Raw genomic sequence first — 21,657 nt, 5'->3', positions numbered from 1 at the left:
AACCGCGGTGCCGCCCCGCCCACAGCGCCCCCGCACAAGGAAGTCGTCCCTAGAAGCATGCAGCGTCGTTCACTGGCCATCGCCACGGGCGCACCACGGGCCTCGTCCTCAGCCACACAGCCGCACTCGTCCTCCAGAGGGGCTTCGACCCGTGCGATCCCGGCCTGACCGATCACATCGCATTCAGAGGATGACTGTGGAGCTGAAGAGACAACTGACTGCGATCGCGCTTCTTTCCTTGCTCTCGTCCTGTTCGTTGGCGCCTGAGGGCTGGCAGGAGGGCGAGATCGAGCACGTGGTGTTCCAGGGAACCGCTGAGCCGCTGGAGGTCCCTCGGAGCCTGTCCTCCGTGGGGTGGGACTGGGAGGCCCCCGAGGAGACCGGCATCGTCAATGTGCGTCCCTTCCCCCTCGGCGTGGTCGTTACCGTCTCCGACGGGATCGTCGCCCTACGGGGCGACACAGGAGAAGAGCTCTGGCGGTACCGACGGGTGGGTGAGGCGGTGACGGACGCGAACGTCACGACGAGCGGAGAACGCGTAGCCCTCGCCTACCCCGTCGAGGAGGACACCGATGCCGCGCTCGTGCCGCACGACGTCGTCCTCTTCGACTCCGCCACGGGCGAGGAGCTGAGCTCCCACGTGGAGGACTTCACCGCCGAGGCGCGGATCCCCGGGAACATCAGGACGCTGTCCCCCATGCCGGAGCACCTGGGTCTGCTCTCCGACTCGTCCCGGATCGTCTATCGGGACATGGACGATGGAGGAGACGGCGTGTTCTCTCACGATCTGGAGACCGGCGACGAGTCATGGAGCATCACGGACTTCCGAGAAGAGGGCCAGGAGGGGCGGAACTTCCACCCCAAGGGAGTGGTCGCGTCAGGGGACACCCTCATCCTTTCGGGCAACTTCATGGACGAGGACATCGACTCCCTCGACGAGGTCACGAAAGAGCAGGAGCACACGGTCGTCCTGCTCGGCCTTGACTCCGCTTCGGGAGAGGAGCTCTGGCGCCATGAGGTCGACAGAAACGCTCCCGTCGATCTCCATCCGTTCGATCTCGGCGTTGAGCAGGTCTCCGGCTCCGTGGTCACGGAGGGTGTGGGGGAGTGGATACTCGAACCCGCCACAGGGGAGCACCTGACCGACGAAAGGTTCTTCTCAGACCGAGAAGGCAATGTGATCGGTGTTCTGGAGGACACCGTGGTGAACGAGATCCAGCAGGCAGACGGGGACGAGCTCGAGTACGAGTACATCGACTTCTCCGGCGACACCCGCAAGACGATCCGTGTCTCCGCGCCGTTGGAGCGCCGGTGGCGTGCTTTCGACCTCCCCTTGGAGGAAGCGATCGTCTGGCTCGACGTGAACCGGACCGAGTACTCCCGCGATCCCGAGGAATCCGTCTGGGGCGAGGCACGCCTGGTGGTCGACGAGGAGAACGAGTCCCGTGTGATCGACCTCGGTATCCGGGTCGAGCGCGACTACAAGGAGGACGGGAGTCCCTCGGGCCCGTTCACCGACCCCGCCGACATGACCGTCGCCCCGGGGGCTCTGGTGGTCAAGGAAGAAGTCCCGGGAGGCGCGCGCCGTCTGGTGGGCGTGGTCCCGTAGACCGTCGACGGCGCGGGCGTGGGCCCGGCCCCCGTGCCCGCGCCGCGTGCGGTACCGGGTCCCACCTGGGTGAACGATGAGTCTCGTTACCTACTTGTTCCCTTTGGTATGAAACCCTCGTTGCCTCGTCGTCGTCGCACCAGTCGATCCTGATCTCATCTCTCCCCCACCGGAGAGAGCGCAAGCCGGTTCGTCGGGCCGGTGCGCACCCTCTTCCGAAAGGAGTGCCCCCATGACGGAATCGGGCGCCAATCCGATCGAGGCCATGGAGGGTGGCGAGTACGCGGAGACCCTCGCCGCCGCGATGGCCGGGCTGGCCGACGCTTTCGACATCCTCATGGGCGACGCGGCGACCGCCAGCGGCCACGAGGACCTGCGGGCCGGGTTCACCAAGTTCCGCGAGGAGGCCGACCAGGCCCTCATCGACCTCCAGGAGCACGGCCTCGCCCTGGCCAACAACATCCAGGCCGGAGCGGGCGAGATCGTCAAGAACGACCAGGAGAGCTCGGAGGACTTCCACCCCTGGTCGTCCCACCGCGAACTCAACTTCTGACCCCCGCGACGCGCCGGACCCCCGCGTCCCCCTCACCACCCCGCTCGATCCCCACCCCTGAGGATGTCCGTGGCCACCATCGCCCTCGCCTTCGCCCCCCGTGAATTCTCCGGCAAGCCCGACACCATGTACGAGTGCGCCGCGGACCTGGAGATCCTCAACGCCCGCGTGCTCGGCCGGGCCGACGACCTCGGGGGCGGCTTCGACGCGGCCGCGCAGCAGTTCACCGACATCATCGCCTGGGACATCCGGGGGCAGTCCGAGGAGGACGTCCAGAAGTGGCGGGACGCCGCCGTCACCGTCAGCTACGCGGCCTCGGTCGCGGAGATGTGGGCGGACGCCGTCCAGGCCTTCCAGGACGAGCGCGACGCCCAGGAGTCCGACTGGCGGATCAGCAAGAGCGAGAAGGAGGGGGCCGTCCCCGCCGCTTACCAGGGCGACCGGATCACGGAGTCCCATCCCCAGGCGGACGGCTTCCTCTGGACGGACTGGGGCGCCGGGGACGAGAAGAGGTGCCGCGAGCTGTACGACGAGCTCTCGACCGTCCGCGAGGGCCTCGTCACCCGTGAGCAGACCAACTGGGACAAACTCCAGGAGGTCGCGGAGGACGCCCGGAGGATGCTGGAGGAGGGACCCACCCCCGACAACGTCTCCAAGCTCATCGAGGCGGGCAACGCCAGCTGGGGTTTCCTCAGCCTCGACCCCTCCCGTTACTCCTCGCTGATCGGCGACGACATCGAGATCACGCCCGAGAACGCCGAGGAGTACGCGAACGACCTCGCGGCCTACTGGTCCGGCGACCGGCCCGTCGACGACCGGTACCACGAGCTCATGCTCGTGATGTCCATGCTGGGGACGAGCGCCAAGCAGCACCAGCAGAACGGGACCGAGTTCAGCGCCGACGAGGTCGGGTTCCTGGAGGAGTTCTACAAGCAGCTGGAGGACCCCTACCTCCGCGACGGCGTCGGCGGCGGCCTCATGGTCTATCCCGAGCTCATGGCCGAGTCCGGGATGTCCGACGAGGAGCGCGAGCGGGCCCTCGGGGTGCTCGGAGACGGTCTCCTGGCCCTCTCGGACCCGCGGATCGGCGGCGGCTACGACAACCTGCCCCAGAGCTTCCGGTACGCGGTCGAGGGCCCGTGGATCAACCCCGACGCGGAGGGCAAGCTGCCCGGAACCCCCGTCTCCCTGGGGATGGACATGAAGGCGCTCTCCGCCTTCATGGAGCACACGGACGACGGCCTGGAGGCCGGGTACGGCCTGTCCACCAACCTCCACCTGTCCACCGGGGCGTTCCTGGACGCGTGGGGCGACGAGGTCCACGACTCAAGCGGGGTGCTGCCCGACTCCGAGCAGGTCTCGCACATGATCGACGTGGCCTCCCGGAACAAGGACTCCAACTACTACATCCTGACCGGCGAGCACCTCAACGAGGAGCCGGGCGTCCCCTACGGAGACGCCGACCTGCGCAAGCAGGCGCTGGAGGGGACCCTCACCTTCGAGTGGCACGACCACGGGCACACGGCGAGGCAGCTCACCGACTGGCTCGCGGAGGACGTCCACAGCGAGGACCCGGAGGAGAGCCAGCGCGCGGGCGACGCCTTCGCCGGGTTCATGCGAACCCTCACCGACCCCGACATGCACGAGGCGCTCATCAACACGGGCGTGGACGTCACGGAGGGGGACAACGAATACTCGGACGCCTCGTTCACCCAGTTCAACGGCGCGCTGGCGGACAGCCTGGCCGACATCTTCGACGCGCACATCTACAGCTTCGCGGACAGCGACATCTTCGACGGGAGGGACCCGGTCACGGGGGTGGAGGACTTCGACCCGGAGACGAACTTCGTGCGTATGGGCCCGGAGGAGCGGGCGATGTACATGCAGTTCCTCGCGGGCAATGACGAGAGCGCCGCGAACGTGGCCACCTCGATCGACATCTACCAGCAGATCGAGGCGGCCTCGTACTTCGAGCACGGCCAGGACGAGCAGGCGGCGCGCGGTTCCGGCCAGCTCCAGGCCCTCTTCGAGGAGGGGCTGAAGAGGGACTCGGCCGACCGGTCGGCCGATCTCGACGAGCAGATCAAGCGCGAGGAGCAGCTCGCGGGCTTCGCGGTGACCGAGGCCAGCAACCTGTCCCAGAAGATCCCCGTCATCGGCCAGGGCATCTCGAAGGGGATGTCGCTGGCGAAGGACGACATCGTGAGCGCGATCGTGGACGGCGAGTACGACGTCTCCCCGCGTCACCCGACCTTCACCGGGGCGGAGTTCATCGAGCGCAACTACCGGCTCGAGGGGCTCGACTACCTCGCGCAGCAGTCCCCCGAGACGCTCAACAGCGTCGTCACCCCCGAGGAGTTCCGCACCCTGATCAACGGTGAGGCCATCACCATCGAGCGGGACGGTACCCCGCTCACCGCCGACGACCTCGACGATGACTTCGTCTTCGACGACTCCGTCACCGTCGACGTCGAAAAGAACCCCCAGAACTGGAAGGACAACCAGAACAGGGACCTTGACCGGATGGACTCCGCGGTCAGCAACATCATGGACGACGTGGAGATCACCACCTCCGACGGCCGGACCCACACGGGTGACAAGCGCGTCGACGACGTCATCACCCAGTACAACAACGCGTACAACGACACACGGGGCTACTTCGCGGACAGCAAGGAGAACTGACGCCCGGCCACCCGTGAACGATCCCGACAGCACTTGGAGAGCCGTTGATCCGCCGTGAGGGCCGTGTGCCCGCCTTCCTGGTCGTCGCCGTGTCCGCCGGTCTGGTCCTGACCGGTTGCTCGGACCCCGGCTCCGAGACCGCGGCCGAACCGGACGTCGAGGAAACTGCGGACCACGTCTCGGCGTTCTGGGTGGAACGTGAGGTGCGGGTGCGCACGCTGGACCGGATGTTGACCGAGGGCGACTCCAACGAGGTCGTCGAGAACACCGGTGAGCTGCGGGATCGGTTGTTCGAGTCCCGCATCGTCCGAGAGGAGGGCGACGGCTACGTCGTCGAGCTCGATGAGGACCAGTGGGACACATCGATCAACCTGTCCCGGATCGACGGCGCGTTGAACGACGCCATGTACCACAACGAGGTCACCTGGTGCGGGGGCCCCGTGAGCGGCGAGGAGTTCGTCGACGCGTACCTGGACGAGTTCGACGGGAACCTCGACAGCCACGAGGCCTACGAGGAGAGCATCGTGGACTACGTCGACTGCGGGACCGGTGCCCCGTGACGCCGACCGGCACCGCCTCGTCCCGTCCCGGGATTCTCGTGAAGGCCCTTCCTCGTCGCCGGACGACCGGCCTGACCGCCCTCGCCCTCACCGCAGGGCTGGTGCTGTCCGGTTGTTCCGCCTCCGATCCCGAACCCGAGCCCACGTCCGGCCTGCCCGAGGACTACGTCTCCGTACAGTGGGTCGAACGAGAGGTGCGGGTCCACACCCTGGACCGGATGTTCACCGAGGGGGACTCGACGGAGGTCGTCGAGAACACGGGCGCCGCTCGTGACCACCTCCTGGATTGGGGGGTCGTGTCCGAGGAAGGGGACGGCTACGCCGTCCAGTTGGACAAGGGCTCCTGGGACGACGACATCCACCTGGCCAAGGTCGACGGGGCCCTCGGCGCCGCTATGAACCAGAACGAGGTCGCGTGGTGCGGAGAGGCCGTCAGTGGCAAGGACTTCGTCGACGTCTACATGGACGAGTACGAGGACTCCTTCGACACTCAGGACGAGTACACGGCGAGCGTCGTCGACTATGTGGACTGCGGGACCGGTGCTCCGTGACCGGTATCGGCCACTCCGTTCGCGGAGCCTCGACACCCTCACCCCGAACTCCGGAGGCGCCCGGGACGGCGCGGAATGCCCACCCGATGCGCCCCGTCGCAAAAGGCCCACGCACATTGACCGAAAGGTCTTACCCTTACTAATCTCCCTAGCGCCGTACCTCCCGTGTTCGTCGAGCAGCCAGCGAACACCCTGCCCATGGGGGACAGGCCCACGAACTCACCCATCACCGATTCCTCGAAAGGGTACGGATGTCCAATCACGCCGGTCTTGAAAACGTCAATAGTCTGTCGCAGGGAGGCGAACAGCTCGGCCAGGAGTCCGACGGCCTCCGCACGCAGATGAACCAGCTCATCAACGACATGAGCGGCGACGCCGACTCCCTCCAGGGGCAGGCGCTCCACGACTTCCGTGAGGCCCGGAACAGCCTCACCGAGCGCTTCGACGAGCTCATGACCTGGTGCAGCCAGAACGGCATCAAGCTGAACGAGGGCCAGCAGCAGTTCAACCTCACCGACAGCGAGGCGAGCGACGACTTCGCGGCGTCCGGTCAGGACCTCGGCGGCCTCTCCCGCCCGGTCAACGCCTGATCCGCCCTCCCTACCCGTTCCACCCCCAGGAAAGGCACTCTCATGGGTTCCCAGTTCGACGTCTACGGAAATGTCGGCGGTCTCCAGACGCTGGCCTCCGACCAGCAGGCGCACCTCGGTCGTTTCACCGCGATCATGAGCCAGATCAACGAGCAGTCCGAAAGCACCGTCAGCCAGTGGGAGGGCTCCGGAAGCCAGCAGTTCCAGTCCAAGGCCCAGGAGTTCGACACCCACTTCTCCGAGGTCAACTCCGCGTTCGCGAAGATGATCGACGCCACCAGTGACACCGCCGACAAGTACGGCAAGCTCACCCGGTACCTGGACGGACTGTTCTAGTAGGCTGACCTCCGATGTCCTCCCCACCTTCGCCGCCCTCCACCGACCCCGATCCGCAGCTTCCCGAGGCGTTCCACTACACGCCCGACGAGGAGAAGTACGTCCTCGAGGCGGACGCCCTCCGGCACCGGCAGCTCCGGTCGGCGTTGCTGTACGGGTCCAGTCGCTACTGGCGACGGCGCCAGCGGGTGTGGCCGGCCGTGATCGGCGGGGCCATCCTCATCGCGCTCATCTGTGGGGTCATCGCCCTGGTGGGGGCCTTCGGCCGCCAGCAGGAGATCAACGAGGAACGAGGGTGGGGAGCCAACCGCCAGGTCGGGAGCGCCATGATCGACCTGCCGGCCCCGTCGGACCGTCCCTGACCGCACACGCCATCCCCCGCTCCGTCTGACCGGGCGGGCCTCCACCACGAAGGGGGCGATCTCGCATGTCTGGTTCCGCTCCCCTGCCCGCCTGGGCCCCGGGATACGAGACCTCCACGCAGCTGCGTCAGGGACGCCGTGCCCGGATCTTCCGCGCGGTCCGTGTGACCAGCGGCGCCGAGGTGGTGCTCAAGGTGCTGCCGATGGAGGCGGGGCAGTCCGAGCTCGGGCACCTGCGCACCCTCGACGGGGTGCCCGGTGTGGTGCCCCTGCTGGACGCCGGGTCCACGGCGGACGGTGCGTTCTTCGTGGTCACGCCGTTCTACCCGGACGGTTCGTTCGGGGAGATGCTGGCGCGGAAGGGACCCGCTCCCATCCAGGAGGCGGCGGCGGTCGCCCGCAGTGTCGCGGGGGCGCTGGGAGCCCTGCACGCTCGGGGACTGCTGCACAACGACATCAGTCCCGGCAACGTCCTGCGTGCCGGTCGGACCCCGGTGCTCACGGGCTTCGGTGCGATCTGCCGGATCGGTGAGGCGCTGTCCCCGCCGCCCGCCCAGATGGAGTCGTTCCTCCACTCGCCACCGGAGTCGCTGCGCGGAGAACCCCGCACGGCGGCGTCGGACGTCTACCAGCTCGCCTCGACGGTCTGGACGATGCTCACGGGCCGGGCGCCGTTCTCCACCACGGACGGTTCCCCCTTCGATCCCCGGGCCTACGCCCAGCGGGTGCTCAGCGAGGAGATCGCGCCGGTACCGCGTCAGGACGTGTCCCGTTCCCTGCGCGGGGTCCTCACCCGTGCCCTGGCGAAGGACCCGGCCACCCGCCACGCGAGCCCGGCGGAGTTCGCGGCGGCCTTCGAGAAGGCGCGCTCCGGGCGTCCCGGCACGGCTCCCAGCGGTGCGCAGACCTCGATGCTCGGTGCCCCGGTGGACGCCTCCACCGGTCCTCGCCCCGCGGCCTCGGGGCCCCAGGAACCGCTCGCGCACAGCGGGCCGCAGACACCGCCCGTCTCTCCGGAGACCTGGACCTCGGCGGCCCCTTCGGGGGCACAGGCGCCCTTCCCGTCAGCTTCGGGACCCCAAGCACCCTTCGCCGCGCCGTCAGGACCACAGGCGGCCTTCACCACGCCTTCGGGCCCCCAGGCCCCCATCGCTCCTCCCTCCGGTCCCCAAACAGCCTTCCCGGTTCACCCGTCCGGGGCACAGACGCCCTTCGCCGCACCCTCCGGACCCCAGGCCCCCATCGCGCCCCCGTCCGGTCCGCAGACGCCCTTCGCCGCGCCGTCGGGTCCCCAGATCTCGCACCTGTCCTCGCCGTCGGGGCCGCACACCCCACCGCCCCCACCGCCTCCCTCTCCCCGGCCGCCGCACGCGCCCCCCGTGGAGACGGGTCCCGCCCAACCGCCCTCGACCCCGCCGGAGGACAGGTCCCGTCTGGCGAGCGCGTCGAGTCTGCGTCCGCCCCAGCGCGCCCTGCCCACTCCGGAGGAGCGGGAGCGCCACGGCGCGGTCCCCGAGGCGTCCCCGCACAGCACCGCCGACCTGATGATGGCCAAGCTGCGCGGCGAGGAGGTCTCCCCGCTGCGCGCCTGGGCCCGGCTGGAGGGATGGAAAGGGGACGCGGAGTCCGCGTACCTGCCCGCCGACGAGATCGTCGAGGAACGTTCCTCGGACCCGGAGTGGGACTCGCTCTCCACGCCCCTCGAACCGCCTCGGTGGCGCAAGCAGATGCACATCGGCGTGACAGTCTGCGGGGTCCTCCTGGTCACCGTCGTGGGCAGTGCCTTCGCCGCCAGGACCCCCTCCCAGCCCGTGGTCGAGACCGTGGCCAGCGAGGAGGTCGAGGCGACGAAGGACGAGGAGACGGCCGCGGAGCCGGTGGCGGCGCCCTCACCCCTGCCCGAGGGGAGCCCTCCGTCCGAGGTCAGGCTGGACGACACCCTCAGCGCCGTCACCCTGTCCTGGACCGACCACACGGGCGGCACCGGTTCGTACTTCGTGGTCGGCGGCCCGCAGGGGCACGCCCCGGTGACCCTGGCCAGAACCGGCCCCGGCGCGGTGACCGCGCAGGTCCCCACGGACGACACCCAGGCCGAGTACTGCTTCGTCGTCGTCGCGGTCGACGGGGGCGCGGCCCCCGCCGAGGAGGTCTGCACGACCCGTGCCGCGGAGCGTGCCGCCGAGGCGGAACGCCTGGCCGAGGAGGAGGCCGCTGCGGAGGAGGAAGAGGAGGAGGAAGAAGAACCCGATCCCTCGCCGTCCCCCTCCCCCAACGCCGACGAGTAGCGACCTCGGGGTGCCCAGGCACGTGGAGAGTCGGGCATTCCTTTCGACGGCACACCACCAAGGGAATGGTCCGGACCTTCGCACGCCCCTCCCCCGCATTTCCTTGTCGAAGGGTGAAGGAACGGTGGCCGCCCGCTCAGACCCCTTCTGCCGCGGAACGAAACGGGCGGGCGCGATGACCCCTCGCGATCAGGAAATGGACCGGTTGAGCCTCTTCGGAGTCCGGGCCCCTCTCGACCGGGCCCTCGGATAACGTGAGGTTCGGGGAGAACCGTGACGTGTCGCCGGGGATCCCACACCCTGGAACCACCCGCTCCTCCTTCGTCCCCCGAAAGGCGATCCATGCGGCGTTCACTCGCCTTGGCCTCCGCTGTGTGCCTCCTCGCCGTGACCGCGTGCGAGTCCTCCTCCGGGTCGTCCTCGGACGACGCTCCGGAGACGGTCGAGGAGCTCACCGAGGGCGGCCTGGTGGGTCTGGCCCTGGTGCACCGGGGGTTCGAGGGCGGTGACCCGGAGACCCAGCAGGTCCTGGTCTTCCACGACCCCGCGACCGGGGCGCCCCTCCAGCGAATCGACCTCCCCGACGGGGCCGTCGACCCGATGGCGCCCGCAGTCCCGGTGCACAAGAGGTTCTCGGAGGACTGGCAGTACTTCGCCTTCGTCACCAACGAGCCCAACGCCGTGCACCTGGCGGGTCTGAGCGACCCCGAGGACGCCGAGGAGGAGGGCGAGGAGTTCTCGTACCAGCCGGTCGAGACCATCCAGGCCTCGGGGGACGAGAAGCTCTCGGACCCGGTGATCCACGGGGAGCGGCTCTGGTACGTCTCCGCGCAGGGCCAGGGGCAGCCGCCGCAGGTCAAGTCGGTACCGCTGGAGGCGCCCGCGGGCACCCCCAACCAGGAGGGCAGTCTGGCCCTCGGGGAGGGGCAACGGCCCAGCGACTGGACGATCACTCCGGACGGTTCCCTGCACATCCGCAACAGCGTCCCCACCCAGCAGGTCACCGGGGGCGAGGGCAACCTCGTGGTGCGATCGACCAACGGCACCGTCGTGAACGCGACCCTCACCACCGGGGGCGAGCAGTGGCAGACCTTCGACGACGCGCCGGTCTGGGGCGGTGAGCAGGCCCTGCTCCGCCCGGACGGCGGCGGTGAGGGGGTCACGGGCGCTCACCTGCTCACAGTCGAGGGCCAGAGCTACGGCACGACCCCTCTGCTGGAGGACGCCTCCAGCCCGGTCGTGCAGTACACGCTGGCGCCCGAGCGCGACGCGATCCTGCTCCAGACCGAGGAGGCGTGGTTCCGGGTGGACCTGGAGGAGGGGGCGGTGACGGAGACCGAGGAGACGTTCCCGCGCTACCACGACACCTCCATGGACGGCTGGCCCCTGGTGGTGCGGTGGTCCCAGGAGCCGCCGCCGGACGCCCCCTCGGAAAGCCCCACCGCCTGACACCCGATCCCAGACCGGGTCCTACCCTCGCCCCTCTCCGAGGCCGCGACGCGTACTCCTGCGGATCACACCCGTCCGCCGGGTACGCGTGTGGGTGCCCGGCGGAGTTCCCTCCGGGCACCCACACGATCCCGCCCCGGTACTACTTGATCTCGTCGATCAGCTCGGCCGAGGACATCGGGTAGAACTTCGCGTCGTAGCCACCGGTGGCGTCATTGAGGTCGTCGCCCCGGCGAAGGGCCACCAGGTGCGCCCGCCGCATGACGTCGTCACGCATGCGGATGCTGCCGGAGTTCTCGTCGGCGGAGATCCACGAGTCGCCCTTGCCCGCGATGGCCATGCGCAGGGCGAAGCGAATCTGCTCGTCGTAGACGTGACCCTGCTGGATGCCGGTCATGCTGTTGTTCGAGCCTTCGGCGGCGATGTAGTAGTCGCTGCCCTTGCGCTGCACGGCCCGCTCCCAGGAACCGGTGCGGCCCCGGCGGAAGTGCAGGTTGGTGTCGTCCAGGACCGCCTCGGTCAGCTCGTCGGCCGCCGTGTCGAAGCGGAACTGGAGGATCGAGGACGGGGAGATGCCGTCCTTGAACGCGAAGTCGTGCTTGTCCCCACCGGAACCTCCGAGCAGGCTGACGGGGTAGTAGATGCCCAGGTCGGACCGGTCCCAGTAGAGGATGAAGGCGGTGCCGCCCGCGAGGGTCTCCTTGCGCTTCTCGAATCCGGTGGTGACGTGGGCGTGAATGTGCGCCATGGGTGTTCTTCTCCTTGAGCAGGTGAGGGCCCGCCTGGAACGTGTGATGGAGGAGTGTGGGGGCTCCTCCGCTGCCTCGGGCAACCGCTCTTGTGATGGCCCCTCCGCGTTCGGTGAAAACGATTGGATCCGAAGAATCGTCTGCGGGGGATCGCAAAACATGTCCAATCAGCACTTACCCCTGTGCCTGACGCAGGAATGGTGCGTCCGATTGATGCAGGCTCGCCGTTCCGAAACACGCTTCGGCGTGTACCCACGGCCCGGTGCGGGACCGTGTGCCGCCGGGCGACCACCCGCCCCACCACGCCTGGGCGGACGCCGTCCCCGTGTCCGGTGCCGGAGTGCGTGCCCCAGGCGCCTCCACGGCTCCCGTGCCTCCCAGGGCTCCCGTCCCCTCCCACGCACCCCGCGCACCACCCGGGCCGCTCGGACACACCCGCGAGGTGCTCCTCATCGCGTTCGTGGAGAACCCCCTATAGCGTGAAATCCCGCGACCCCAGGGAGAGGACACCTCGGATGCCCAGGAAACGGAACCAGCGCGGCACCATGGCCGCGCTGACCTCGCTGCTCGACAACACCCGCGCCGTGGCCGGGTCCGCCACGGCCTTCGGCTCCCCGGTGAGTTCGGGAGCGACCACAGTGGTCCCCGTCGCCAGGGTCAGCACCCTGAGCACCATGGGCGGCGGCACCGGCAACCTCCCGTTCTTCGGCGGGGAAGGCGCCGGGGGCATCGGCCTCACCCGGGTCCGTCCCTCGGGCTACCTGGTGGTGGGCCCCGACGGCGCGAACTACCGGCCCATCCGGCAGCCGGCCACCGCGCTGGCCCTCCCCCTGGCGGTGATCACCGCCGTCGCGGTCACCCGCATCGTCTCGGTGTCGGTCCGGGAGGCCCGCCGCCGCAGGATGGTGGACGCCCTCCAGGCCCGGCAGGAGTGCGACCCGGAGCACTGATCGGTCACTTTCCGTGGTGTGACGTGGGCCGTTTCGCTTTGTGACGGACTCCGTTAGCCTCGGCGGGTCGCGGCCGCACGGTTGTTCGGAGGGCGCTCCTTGTCCGGGGTCATCGTCGGGTTCGGGGTCATCGCCAGCATTGTCGTCATCGGCTACATGCTCGGGCGCATACCCCTGCTCGGTCCGGGGGCCAGAGAGGTCCTCAGCAAGCTGGCGTTCTTCGTCGCCAGTCCCGCTCTGTTGTTCACGATCCTCGCCCGGACGGACCTGTCCATCCTGGTCTCGGGGCCGGTCCTCGTGAGCGTGCTGGCCGTGGTCATCGCGGCGCTCGCCTTCCTCGTGGTGGGCGTGGTCCGCCGCTGGGGCGTCGGCCGCACCACCGTCGGCGTGCTGGGCTCCTCGTACGTGAACGCGGGCAACCTGGGCATCCCGATCTCGGTGTACGTCCTCGGGGACGCCTCCCTGGTCGCCCCGATCCTGCTGTTCCAGCTGCTGGTGCTGGCCCCCGTCTCCCTGACCGTCCTGGACCTGGCCAACGGCACCGCGCGCGGGTTCTGGCCGGTCCTCCGGCGCTCCCTGGGCACCCCCGTGCGCAACCCGGTGGTGATCGCCTCCATCGCCGGGGTCGCACTCTCCGCCTCCGGCTGGGTCCCGCCCGCTCCCCTGATGGAACCGTTCGAGCTGATCGGCGGCATGGCCGTCCCGGCGATGCTCCTGGCCTTCGGGATCTCCCTGCACGGCAGCTCCCTGCCGGGTCGCGCCGGACCGGACCAGGTCCCGATCCTGTTGGCGGTGCTCCTGAAGTCGGTGGGGCTGCCGGTGATCGCCTGGGCGCTGGGGTCCCTGGTGTTCGGCCTGGACGGCGCCGCCCTGTTCTCCGTGGTGGTCCTCGCGGCCCTGCCGACGGCGCAGAACGTGTTCAACTACGCCACCCTGTACCGGACCGGCGAGACCCTCACGCGCGAGGTGATCCTGCTGACCACCTTCCTCACGGTGCCGGTGCTGTTCGCCATCACCTTCCTGCTGGGCTGACCGCCGGGGCCACGGGCGGTCGTTGGCGGTCCCCGGTCATCGGGGGCGGTCCCCGGTCACGTGAAGGGGACGTCCTCGATCTCCCCGAAGGGGCCCGCGCGCAGGGTCAGCGTCTCCACGCTCGCGGGCGGGGCCGCGAAGACCGCGATGAGCTGGTACGCGTTGTCCGGCTGCATCTCGTGGACCTCCTCCGCGAAGCCCGAGAAGCTCTGTCCGCCGAAGTTCAGCAGGGTCACGTAGCGGACCAGGTCGGTGCCGGGCTCCAGGAGCTGGAAGCCGCCGAGCGCACCCTGGCTGAACTCGGTCGGGCCGCCCGGGGAGGCCGCGTCCTCGCCGCCCATGTCGGGCGATGCCGGTGCGTCGCCGGTGTTGGTGAGCGTCACCGTGCTGATCACGTAGGCGCCGTCGCGGCGCAGCGGATGCACGTCCAGCCGGATGTCGCCGTCGGTGACGGTGTCCACGACCTCGGCGGTGTCGTCCTCGACGAACGGGGCGGGCGGGTACACGTGCCGCTCGCTGGAGCCGAGACCGCCCTCCTCGGCGTCGCCGCCGGAGGCCCCGTTCCGGTCCACGCGGTACGAGAACTCCACCCGACGGTTGCGCGCCTCGGCCTCCTCGGTGTCGGATCCGCCCTCCTCGGCCACGGGTTCGGCGGCGCCCCGCCCCTCCACGGTGAGGGTGAGGTCCTCCTCCAGTTCCTCCTCCAGCACGTCGCGGACGGTCGCGGCGCGCTCCTCCGAGAGGGTCTGGTTGTAGTCGTCGGTGCCCTTGCCGTCGGTGTGGCCGATCACGGTCACCTCGGGGTCGTCCGGGTCGATGTTGCGCTCCAGGGACGCGGCGGCCTCGCGGACGATCCCCTCGGCCTCGGAGGTGAGTGCGGCGGAGTCGAAGTCGAACATGACGTCGGCCTTCAGGGCGACCGTCTCGGTGTCGCCGTCGCGGGTGGTGGAGGAGACGTCGGAGTCGACGAAGCTCTCCATCTCACCGATCCACTCCTCCCAGCCGGGCGCGGGGCGCTCGTTCTCGAACGCGACCGTCTCGCCCGCCTCGGGGCCGGTCCGGGTGGTCATGCCCGCGCCGTCGGGGTCCACGGGGTCGGCCTGTTCCTCGTCCACGTCCACGACGGGGACGCCGGTCATCGCGCCGAGTCCGCTGCCGACGTGGGTGACCTGCTCGACCTCGTCGGGCAGGCGGGGGAAGTAGGCCCGGTACTGGTTGGTGGCGCCCACCCCGACCGGGAAGACCCCGTCGTCGGGGGGCACGGATCCGTAGGGGTAGCCGTCCGCGTCGGTGAGTTCGGCGTAGGCGCGTCCGCTGACCGGGTCGACCAGGGTGGCGGGCATCGCCAGGTTGCTGACGATGCCCTGGAAGTGGTCGACGTAGGTCTCTTCGTAGTGGAGGACGGTGTACTCGTCGGTGCGCTCCAGACCGGTGATCGAGAAGCGCAGGGTGGAGTCCTGGCCGGTGTCCTGGAAGATCGTGCCCTCACGGGTGTAGGGGAAGTCGGGGTCGACCTCGGGACTCTCCTCCTCGGGCTCGATGACCTCGGTGAGGGGTTCGGGTTCGTCGCCGGACCGGAGGTCACGGACGACGCCGCAGCCGGTAAGGGCCAGTGCGACGGCGGCGGTCAGCGCGGTCGCGGTCAGTACGCGGGTCCGTCGTGTGGGCATGGGGGGGGTGCTCCTCGGCTCGATTCTCCAACACTCTCTAGGACTCGACCAACGCTGTGTTGGTTTTTGCCGGTTCGGGGTTTCTTCCGGGGCGTACTACAGCTGGCCGTACCCGGAGGAGGGTCGCGGGCTCCAGTGCCTCCGAGGGGCCGGATTCCTAGCGTGGGGAGTGACATCGGAACACCTCTTGGAGTCACCAGTTGCCCGCGCCATCCCTGCCCTCCCTCCGCCTCCTCACCGCCCCTCTCGGCCTCGCCCTGGCGGCCGCCCTGGTCCTTCCGGCCGCCGCGAGCGCCGCGCCCGTCGCTCCCCCACCTCCCTCTCCCGGACTCACCGAGGAGACCGCACGGGAGTTCGTCGACCAACGCGTCCCCGAGCTGCTGGCCGAACACGGCGCCCCCGGCGTGGTGGTGTCTGTCGTCGGGGACGGCGCTCCGCTGGCCTCCGCCGCGCACGGGGAGGCCGACCTCGCCACCGGTACGCCGCTGGACCCGGAGGCCCACGGGCTCCCCACCGCGTCCGTCGCCAAGTCCTTCACCGCCCTGGCCGTCCTCCAGCTGGTCGAGCGCGGCGAGGTGGACCCGGACGAGGACGTCAACACCTACCTGCCCGAGGACCTCCGGGTCCCGGACACCCACGAGGGACGGCCCGTCACCCTCCACCACCTGCTCACCCACAGCGCCGGGTTCGACGAGCGCACCGAGATGGACGACCCCGACGACCCGGCGGGCCAGCGCGGCCTGGAGGAGTTCCTGCGGGACAACACCCCCGAGCGGCTGTTCCCGCCCGGCCGGTTCACGGCCTACTCCAACTACGGGACCGGGCTGGCCGGGTTCGTGGTCCAGGAGGTGAGCGGGGTGCCGTTCGAGGAGTACGTGGAGCGGAACGTGTTCGCCCCGCTGGGTATGGACGGCAGCCGGTTCCGGCAGCTCCACGAGGAGGACGGCCTCGTCACCGCCCACCGGTCGGACGGCTCCCCGGTTCCCTACCCCCACATCCCGCTGACCCCGGCCGGGGCCGCCGTGACCACGGGCGACGACATGGCCCGGTTCATGCTGGCGCTGCTCGGCGGGGGTGAGCTGGACGGCGAACGCGTGCTCGGCACGGAGTGGGCCGAGGCCATGCTCGACCGGCGGTTCGAGGTCCACCCGGAGGCCACCGCGATGGGCTACGGGACGTACGAGTTCCGGACCGGTCCGTCCCGGGCCGTGGGCCACGGCGGCGACCTCGACGGCCTCCACACCGGCTACGTGCTCGTGCCCGGGATCGACGCCGGGGTGTTCGTGGCCGTCAACGGGGACGACTCCGGTCCCGACGCGGGCGCCGACCCCCTCCGGGACCTGCGCTTCACCGTGCTGAACGCCTTCGTCGACACCTTCGCCCCGGACGGGGAGACGGACGGGACGGGCGCCGTGAGTTCAGGCGGGACGGTCGCCGTGGGCCCGGACGCGGCGCGTACGGAAGGCACGGACGAAGCGGACACCGAGGGCACGGACGCGACCGAGGCGGGCGCGTACACCGGCTCCTACGTCACCACCCGGCGCCCCGGCTCGGGGAGCGGGCGGATCGTCACGCTGTTCGACAACGTCACCGTGCGGGACGCGGGCGACGGAGCCCTGAGCGTGCGCGGCGGCCTGGTGCCGGACGACCGCTGGGTCCCGGTGGGCCACGACGTGTTCGAGGCCGGGGAGAGCGGCGACCGGCTGGCGTTCGTCATGGAGGACGGCGAGGCCGTCGCCGTGTACCTGGACGCCAACCCCACCAGCGGCTACGACCGCGTCCCGGCGTGGGGGTCCCCCGCCGCGCACCTGGCGACGGTCGCCGTCTCCCTGCTGCTCCTGATCGGCGGGGCCGTCCGTCTCCGCCGCCCGGGAGGAGCGGCCCGGACCGCCGCCGCGGTGTCGTCCGGGCTGACCGCCCTGGCGTGCCTGACCGGGGTGGGACTGGTCGTCTACGCGGTGCTGGACCTCAACCGGCTCCAGGAGTGGCTGCTCGACGGCTCGGCGGCGCTCTCCCTCCCGTTGGGCCTCGCGGTCCCGCTCGCCCTGGTCACCGCCGGGTTCGCGGTCGCCGCCTGGGTGCGCGGATGGTGGGGGCCGGTCCGCCGGGTCCACTACTCGCTGCTCCCGGTGGCCGCCCTGGCCGTCGTCGCCGTGGGCGCCCAGTACGGTCTGGTCTGGCCGTTCGCCTGACCGACGCCGCGTGCCCCCCATGTGCTCCGGAAAAAGCGGGGGTCAAGGGTTGGTCACGCCCCCGTTGCGGGAACACCTCTGAGTAGGACCCGCCCCCACCCCCTTGGGGGCGGGTCCGTCCACACGTGAGGGCCGGTGCGGCCGGGGGTCTCCCCCGACCGCACCGGCCCCTCGAACTTCGACTACCCCCAGGCCAGGGCGGTCAGCTCCGGGTCCTCCAGCGCGGTGCCGACGTCGCGCAGCACCTTGGAGCCCAGTTCACCGTCGACCAGACGGTGGTCGAAGGAGAGCGACAGGGTCGTCACCTTCCGGATCCTCAGCTCGCCCTTGTGGACCCACGGCATGTCGCGGATCTGCCCGAACGCGAGGATGGCGGCCTCACCCGGGTTGATGATCGGCGTACCGGCGTCCACACCGAACACGCCGACGTTGGTGATGGTGATGGTCCCGCCGGACATGTCGGCCGGGGTGGTCTTCCCCGAACGCGCCGTGTCGGTGAGCGCCTTCAGGGACGCCGCCAGCTCCGGGAGGGTCTGGGAGTCGGCGTCCTTGATGTTGGGCACCACCAGACCGCGCTCGGTGGCGGCCGCGATCCCCAGGTTCACGTAGTCCTTGACCACGATCTCCTGGGCCTCCTCGTCCCACGAGGAGTTGACCTCCGGGTGGCGGCGCACCGCCATGAGCAGGGCCTTGGCCACCAGCAGGAGCGGCGACACCCGGACGTCGGCGAAGTCGCGGCGCTCGCGCAGCCGGGACACCGCCTTCATCGTCCTCGTGACGTCCACCTGGAGGAACTCGGTGACGTGCGGCGCCGTGAACGCGCTGTTCACCATGGCGGCGGCGGTGTGCTTGCGCACGCCCTTGATCGGGACGCGCCGCTCACGCGCGGTGCGGTCCGTCGCGGGCGCGGCCTCCGTGACCGTCTCGGCGGCCACCGGAGCGGGCGCGGAGCCGCCCCCGACGGCCGCGTGGACGTCCTCACGGGTCACGATCCCGCCCTTGCCGCTGGGCGCGACCGTGCTGAGGTCCACCCCGAGGTCCTTGGCCAGCTTGCGGACCGGGGGCTTGGCCAGCGGCCGCCCCGGCGCGGGCACGGCCTCGACCGCGGGTGCGGCCTCGGCGGGCCTGGGCACGGGCGGGGACACCGGGCCGGACGGGCTCGGGCGGCGGCGGGCGCGACGCTGGGTGGCGGCGGCCTTCTCCCCGTAGCCCACGAGGGGCTTCTCCCGGGCCTCCTCGGCCTCCCCGGCCTTCTCGGGCCGGGCCGCCCCGGACGTGTCCGGGGCGGCGGCACCGGAACCGCCGGTGCCGTCGTCCACGGTGATGATCACCGAGCCGACCTCCACCGTCTCGCCCTCGGCGGCCAGCAGCTCCCGGACCGTCCCGGAGAACGGGCAGGGAAGCTCCACGACGGCCTTGGCGGTCTCGATCTCACAGATCATCTGACCGTCGGCCACGGTGTCGCCCGGCTTGACGTACCAGGTGAGGAGCTCGGCCTCGACCAGGCCCTCACCGACGTCGGGCAGTGTGAACGCGTGCACGCCGTCGACCGCGGGCGTGCTCTTCTGAATCGCCATGTCTTGCGGTATCCCCGATCTAGTACGCGAACGCCCGGTCAACGCCGTCCAGGACCCGGTCCAGGTCCGGCAGGTAGTGCTCCTCCAGCCTGGACTGCGGGTACGGGGTGTCGAACGCGGCCACGCGGATGACCGGCGACTCCAGGTGGTAGAAGCACTCCTCCGTGACCCGGGCGGCGATCTCCGCGCCGGGGCCGCCGGTGAGGGTCGCCTCGTGCGCCACGACCAGGCGCCCCGTGCGCTTCACCGACGCGGTGATGGTCGGGTAGTCGACCGGCGACAGCGAGCGCACGTCGATGACCTCGATCGAGTGGTCGGTGTCGGCCTCGGCGGCCTGGAGGGCGGTCTTGACCATCGGCCCGTAGGCCAGCAGCGTGCAGTCGGTGCCGGGGCGCGCGACGCGCGCCGACCCCAGCGGGGTGACCTCGTGGATGGAGGCCTCCGTGTCGACCTCGGTCTTCTCGTAGTAGCGCCGCTTGGGCTCCAGGAAGATGACCGGGTCGTCGGAGCGGATGGCCTGCTGGATCATCCAGTAGGCGTCCTCCGGGTTGGCGACGGTGACCACGCGCAGCCCCGCGGTGTGCTGGAAGTAGGCCTCGGGGGACTCGCTGTGGTGCTCCACCGCGCCGATGCCGCCGCCGTACGGGATGCGCATGACGACGGGCATGGCGAGCTTGCCCGCCGAGCGGCGGCGCATCTTGGCGAGCTGGGTGAAGGTCTGGTTCGCGGCGGGGAAGAAGAAGCCGTCGAACTGGATCTCCACGACGGGGCGGTAGCCGCGCATGGCCATACCGATGGCGGTACCGACGATGCCGGACTCGGCCAACGGGGTGTCGATGACCCGGTCGGCGCCGAAGTCCTTGTACAGGCCGTCGGTGACCCGGAAGACGCCGCCGAGCCTGCCGACGTCCTCGCCCATCATCAGGACCTTGGGGTCGTGCTCCATGGCGGCGCGCAGGCCGGCGTTGATGGCCTTGCCGATAGTGAGGTTGGTTCCCATGGCCTAGCGGCCCCCTTCCGCGCCCGCACCCTCGAAGGAGGACAGGTAGTCGGCGAACTCGGCCCGCTGCTGGTCGATGTGGACGTTGGGTTCGGCGTAGACCTCGTGGAAGATGTCCAGCGGCTCGGGGTCGGGCATGGAGCGGCACTGGGTCCGCACCGTCTCACCGACCCTGTCGGACTCCTCGTCCACGGCGGTGAAGAAGGCCTCGTCCGCGAGGCCGTTGGCCTCCAGGTAGCGGCGCACGCGCAGGATCGGGTCCTTGGCCTTCCACTCGTCGAGCTCGGCCTTGTCCCGGTAGCGGGTGGGGTCGTCGTTGGTGGTGTGGGCGCCCATCCGGTAGGTGAACGCCTCGACCAGTGTGGGGCCGTTGCCGGTCCGCGCGTTGTCCAGGGCGGCGCGGGTGACCGCGAGGCAGGCGAGGACGTCGTTGCCGTCCACACGGACGCCCGGGAAGCCGAAACCGGCCGCGCGCCGGTAGATCGGCACGCGGGACTGGCGCTCCAACGGCTCGGAGATGGCCCACTGGTTGTTCTGGCAGAAGAAGACCACGGGGGCGTTGTTCACCGAGGCGAAGTTGAACGCCTCGTTGGTGTCGCCCTGGCTCGTGGCCCCGTCGCCGAAGTAGGAGATGACGGCGGTGCCGTCCTCACCGACCGCGCCGTCGCGCTGGACGCCCATGGCGTAGCCGGTGGCGTGCAGCGCCTGGCTGCCGATGACGATCGTGTACAGGTGGAAGCCGTGCTCGTGCGGGTCCCAGCCACCGTTGCTCGCGCCGCGGAACATGCTGAGCAGTTCCTTGGGCTGGATACCGCGGCACCAGGCGACGCCGTGCTCGCGGTAGGAGGGAAAGGCCATGTCACGGTCGCGCAGTGCGCGCCCGGAGCCGATCTGCGCGGCTTCCTGACCCAGGAGCGAGACCCACAGGCCCAGTTCGCCCTGGCGCTGGAGGGTGATCGCCTCGCTGTCGACCCGGCGCACCAGCACCAGGTCCCGGTAGAGCGCGCGGATCTCCTCCGCGCTGATGTCCAGGGGGTAGTCGGGGTGCTCGGTCAGCTCCCCTTCCGGTGTCAGGAGCTGAATGAGCTCCGGTTCCTCGTGCGCGGCGATGTGCGACACGTCGCTCCTCGGGTTCTCGGGGCCGACTTCGCGTGGGTGAACGCTGATCGGCCGGATCACGGTCCGTCCACCCGGGGTGTTGGGTGGGTGCGGACAGCCCTCCCCATATCGTGACAGAACTCACTATGGAGAGCGCAAGCCCCCAGCGACACCTTTTCCCCTGTCCGACCCATGATCCCGAACCCTGGCGACAGCGCAACTACCAGGGCTTCCTAGCTTTTACAAGGTCTTCCAACTACTTTGTGGCAACGTGTCCGCGCCCCTACGGACGCCGCTGGTCCGAGGGGCCGTGGCACCGCCGCACGGGATGACAGCTGTCATACGACCGGCCGTGTGATTCGCAGCGAAAACGCGTGATTCCGGAGACTGCCGTGTGCGGGGCGGCCGGGCC

Annotated in this window: 18 protein-coding genes; 13 read left to right on the top strand and 5 right to left on the bottom strand. The window is 70.1% G+C overall.

Going from position 1 to position 21,657, the window contains the following annotated elements:
- Window positions 1-151 precede the first annotated feature (151 nt).
- The 10 genes from ACRWK8_RS03790 (at window position 152) to ACRWK8_RS03745 (ending at window position 10,977) form a co-directional block, all read left to right on the top strand.
- Window positions 152-1,609, top strand: a complete 1,458-nt coding sequence (locus ACRWK8_RS03790; protein WP_431868356.1) for an outer membrane protein assembly factor BamB family protein — start codon at window positions 152-154, stop codon at window positions 1,607-1,609.
- A gap of 232 nt (window positions 1,610-1,841) precedes the next feature.
- Window positions 1,842-2,162 carry a hypothetical protein gene (locus ACRWK8_RS03785; protein ID WP_431868354.1) on the top strand — a complete coding sequence of 107 codons (321 nt, stop codon included), beginning with the start codon at window positions 1,842-1,844 and terminating at the stop codon, window positions 2,160-2,162.
- A gap of 69 nt (window positions 2,163-2,231) precedes the next feature.
- Window positions 2,232-4,844 (top strand): TPR repeat domain-containing protein, encoded by a 2,613-nt coding sequence (locus ACRWK8_RS03780; protein WP_431868352.1) that lies wholly within the window; start codon window positions 2,232-2,234, stop codon window positions 4,842-4,844.
- Window positions 4,845-4,888: 44 nt separating this feature from the next.
- Entirely contained in the window at window positions 4,889-5,404 is a 516-nt protein-coding gene (locus ACRWK8_RS03775) for a hypothetical protein (RefSeq protein WP_431868350.1), read from the top strand.
- A gap of 38 nt (window positions 5,405-5,442) precedes the next feature.
- The gene (locus tag ACRWK8_RS03770; protein WP_431868348.1) at window positions 5,443-5,955 is read left to right on the top strand and encodes a hypothetical protein; all 513 of its coding nucleotides are present in this window, start codon (window positions 5,443-5,445) and stop codon (window positions 5,953-5,955) included.
- 251 nt (window positions 5,956-6,206) lie between these two features.
- Window positions 6,207-6,545, top strand: a complete 339-nt coding sequence (locus ACRWK8_RS03765) for a hypothetical protein (protein WP_431868346.1) — start codon at window positions 6,207-6,209, stop codon at window positions 6,543-6,545.
- Between the two features lie 42 nt (window positions 6,546-6,587).
- Window positions 6,588-6,881, top strand: coding sequence for a WXG100 family type VII secretion target (locus ACRWK8_RS03760; protein WP_431868344.1), 294 nt, complete (start codon window positions 6,588-6,590; stop codon window positions 6,879-6,881).
- A gap of 14 nt (window positions 6,882-6,895) precedes the next feature.
- Complete coding sequence (locus ACRWK8_RS03755) at window positions 6,896-7,243, top strand: hypothetical protein (protein ID WP_431868342.1); 348 nt, start codon at window positions 6,896-6,898, stop codon at window positions 7,241-7,243.
- A gap of 65 nt (window positions 7,244-7,308) precedes the next feature.
- A complete protein-coding gene (locus ACRWK8_RS03750; protein ID WP_431868340.1) occupies window positions 7,309-9,528 on the top strand; it encodes a serine/threonine protein kinase in 2,220 nt (739 codons plus the stop codon).
- A gap of 342 nt (window positions 9,529-9,870) precedes the next feature.
- Window positions 9,871-10,977 (top strand): hypothetical protein, encoded by a 1,107-nt coding sequence (locus ACRWK8_RS03745; protein WP_431868338.1) that lies wholly within the window; start codon window positions 9,871-9,873, stop codon window positions 10,975-10,977.
- A gap of 142 nt (window positions 10,978-11,119) precedes the next feature.
- Here ACRWK8_RS03745 and ACRWK8_RS03740 read toward each other — a convergent pair whose 3' ends face one another.
- Window positions 11,120-11,725 carry a hypothetical protein gene (locus ACRWK8_RS03740; protein ID WP_431868336.1) on the bottom strand — a complete coding sequence of 202 codons (606 nt, stop codon included), beginning with the start codon at window positions 11,723-11,725 and terminating at the stop codon, window positions 11,120-11,122.
- 516 nt (window positions 11,726-12,241) lie between these two features.
- Here ACRWK8_RS03740 and ACRWK8_RS03735 point away from each other — a divergent pair.
- The gene (locus ACRWK8_RS03735; protein ID WP_431868334.1) at window positions 12,242-12,676 is read left to right on the top strand and encodes a hypothetical protein; all 435 of its coding nucleotides are present in this window, start codon (window positions 12,242-12,244) and stop codon (window positions 12,674-12,676) included.
- A 99-nt stretch (window positions 12,677-12,775) separates the two neighbouring features.
- Window positions 12,776-13,708, top strand: coding sequence for an AEC family transporter (locus ACRWK8_RS03730; RefSeq protein WP_378738289.1), 933 nt, complete (start codon window positions 12,776-12,778; stop codon window positions 13,706-13,708).
- A 56-nt stretch (window positions 13,709-13,764) separates the two neighbouring features.
- On the opposite strand, the gene ACRWK8_RS03725 is transcribed toward ACRWK8_RS03730, so the two are convergent.
- Window positions 13,765-15,378 carry an OmpA family protein gene (locus ACRWK8_RS03725; RefSeq protein ID WP_431868332.1) on the bottom strand — a complete coding sequence of 538 codons (1,614 nt, stop codon included), beginning with the start codon at window positions 15,376-15,378 and terminating at the stop codon, window positions 13,765-13,767.
- A gap of 200 nt (window positions 15,379-15,578) precedes the next feature.
- On the opposite strand from ACRWK8_RS03725, the gene ACRWK8_RS03720 reads away from it, so the two are divergent.
- Window positions 15,579-17,570, top strand: coding sequence for a serine hydrolase domain-containing protein (locus ACRWK8_RS03720; protein WP_431868330.1), 1,992 nt, complete (start codon window positions 15,579-15,581; stop codon window positions 17,568-17,570).
- Between the two features lie 182 nt (window positions 17,571-17,752).
- Here the strand turns inward: ACRWK8_RS03720 and ACRWK8_RS03715 are convergent, their stop codons facing one another.
- Genes ACRWK8_RS03715 through pdhA form a run of 3 tightly spaced genes read right to left on the bottom strand, consistent with a single transcriptional unit; the run spans window position 17,753 to window position 21,266 of the window.
- Window positions 17,753-19,147: a dihydrolipoamide acetyltransferase family protein gene (locus ACRWK8_RS03715; RefSeq protein ID WP_431868328.1), complete on the bottom strand. Its 1,395-nt coding sequence runs from the start codon at window positions 19,145-19,147 to the stop codon at window positions 17,753-17,755.
- Between the two features lie 19 nt (window positions 19,148-19,166).
- Window positions 19,167-20,147 (bottom strand): alpha-ketoacid dehydrogenase subunit beta, encoded by a 981-nt coding sequence (locus ACRWK8_RS03710; protein WP_378747220.1) that lies wholly within the window; start codon window positions 20,145-20,147, stop codon window positions 19,167-19,169.
- Window positions 20,148-20,150: 3 nt separating this feature from the next.
- Window positions 20,151-21,266 carry a pyruvate dehydrogenase (acetyl-transferring) E1 component subunit alpha gene (gene pdhA, locus ACRWK8_RS03705; protein WP_378747224.1) on the bottom strand — a complete coding sequence of 372 codons (1,116 nt, stop codon included), beginning with the start codon at window positions 21,264-21,266 and terminating at the stop codon, window positions 20,151-20,153.
- Window positions 21,267-21,657: the final 391 nt, after the last annotated feature.

Origin of the sequence: Nocardiopsis eucommiae (assembly GCF_965344335.1) — a bacterium.
GTDB classification, from domain to species: Bacteria; Actinomycetota; Actinomycetes; order Streptosporangiales; family Streptosporangiaceae; genus Nocardiopsis; species Nocardiopsis eucommiae.
This window is presented reverse-complemented; position numbering and strand designations above follow the sequence as displayed.

Excerpts from the sequence above, each read along its gene's own strand:
- ACRWK8_RS03755 (WP_431868342.1), top strand. The coding sequence starts at position 6,896 with ATGTCCTCCCCACCTTCGCCGCCCTCCACCGACCCCGATCCGCAGCTT.
- ACRWK8_RS03760 (WP_431868344.1), top strand. The coding sequence starts at position 6,588 with ATGGGTTCCCAGTTCGACGTCTACGGAAATGTCGGCGGTCTCCAGACG.
- ACRWK8_RS03715 (WP_431868328.1), bottom strand. The coding sequence starts at position 19,147 with ATGGCGATTCAGAAGAGCACGCCCGCGGTCGACGGCGTGCACGCGTTC.
- ACRWK8_RS03710 (WP_378747220.1), bottom strand. The coding sequence starts at position 20,147 with ATGGGAACCAACCTCACTATCGGCAAGGCCATCAACGCCGGCCTGCGC.
- ACRWK8_RS03735 (WP_431868334.1), top strand. The coding sequence starts at position 12,242 with ATGCCCAGGAAACGGAACCAGCGCGGCACCATGGCCGCGCTGACCTCG.
- ACRWK8_RS03740 (WP_431868336.1), bottom strand. The coding sequence starts at position 11,725 with ATGGCGCACATTCACGCCCACGTCACCACCGGATTCGAGAAGCGCAAG.
- ACRWK8_RS03765 (WP_431868346.1), top strand. The coding sequence starts at position 6,207 with ATGTCCAATCACGCCGGTCTTGAAAACGTCAATAGTCTGTCGCAGGGA.
- ACRWK8_RS03750 (WP_431868340.1), top strand. The coding sequence starts at position 7,309 with ATGTCTGGTTCCGCTCCCCTGCCCGCCTGGGCCCCGGGATACGAGACC.
- ACRWK8_RS03745 (WP_431868338.1), top strand. The coding sequence starts at position 9,871 with ATGCGGCGTTCACTCGCCTTGGCCTCCGCTGTGTGCCTCCTCGCCGTG.
- ACRWK8_RS03725 (WP_431868332.1), bottom strand. The coding sequence starts at position 15,378 with ATGCCCACACGACGGACCCGCGTACTGACCGCGACCGCGCTGACCGCC.
- ACRWK8_RS03785 (WP_431868354.1), top strand. The coding sequence starts at position 1,842 with ATGACGGAATCGGGCGCCAATCCGATCGAGGCCATGGAGGGTGGCGAG.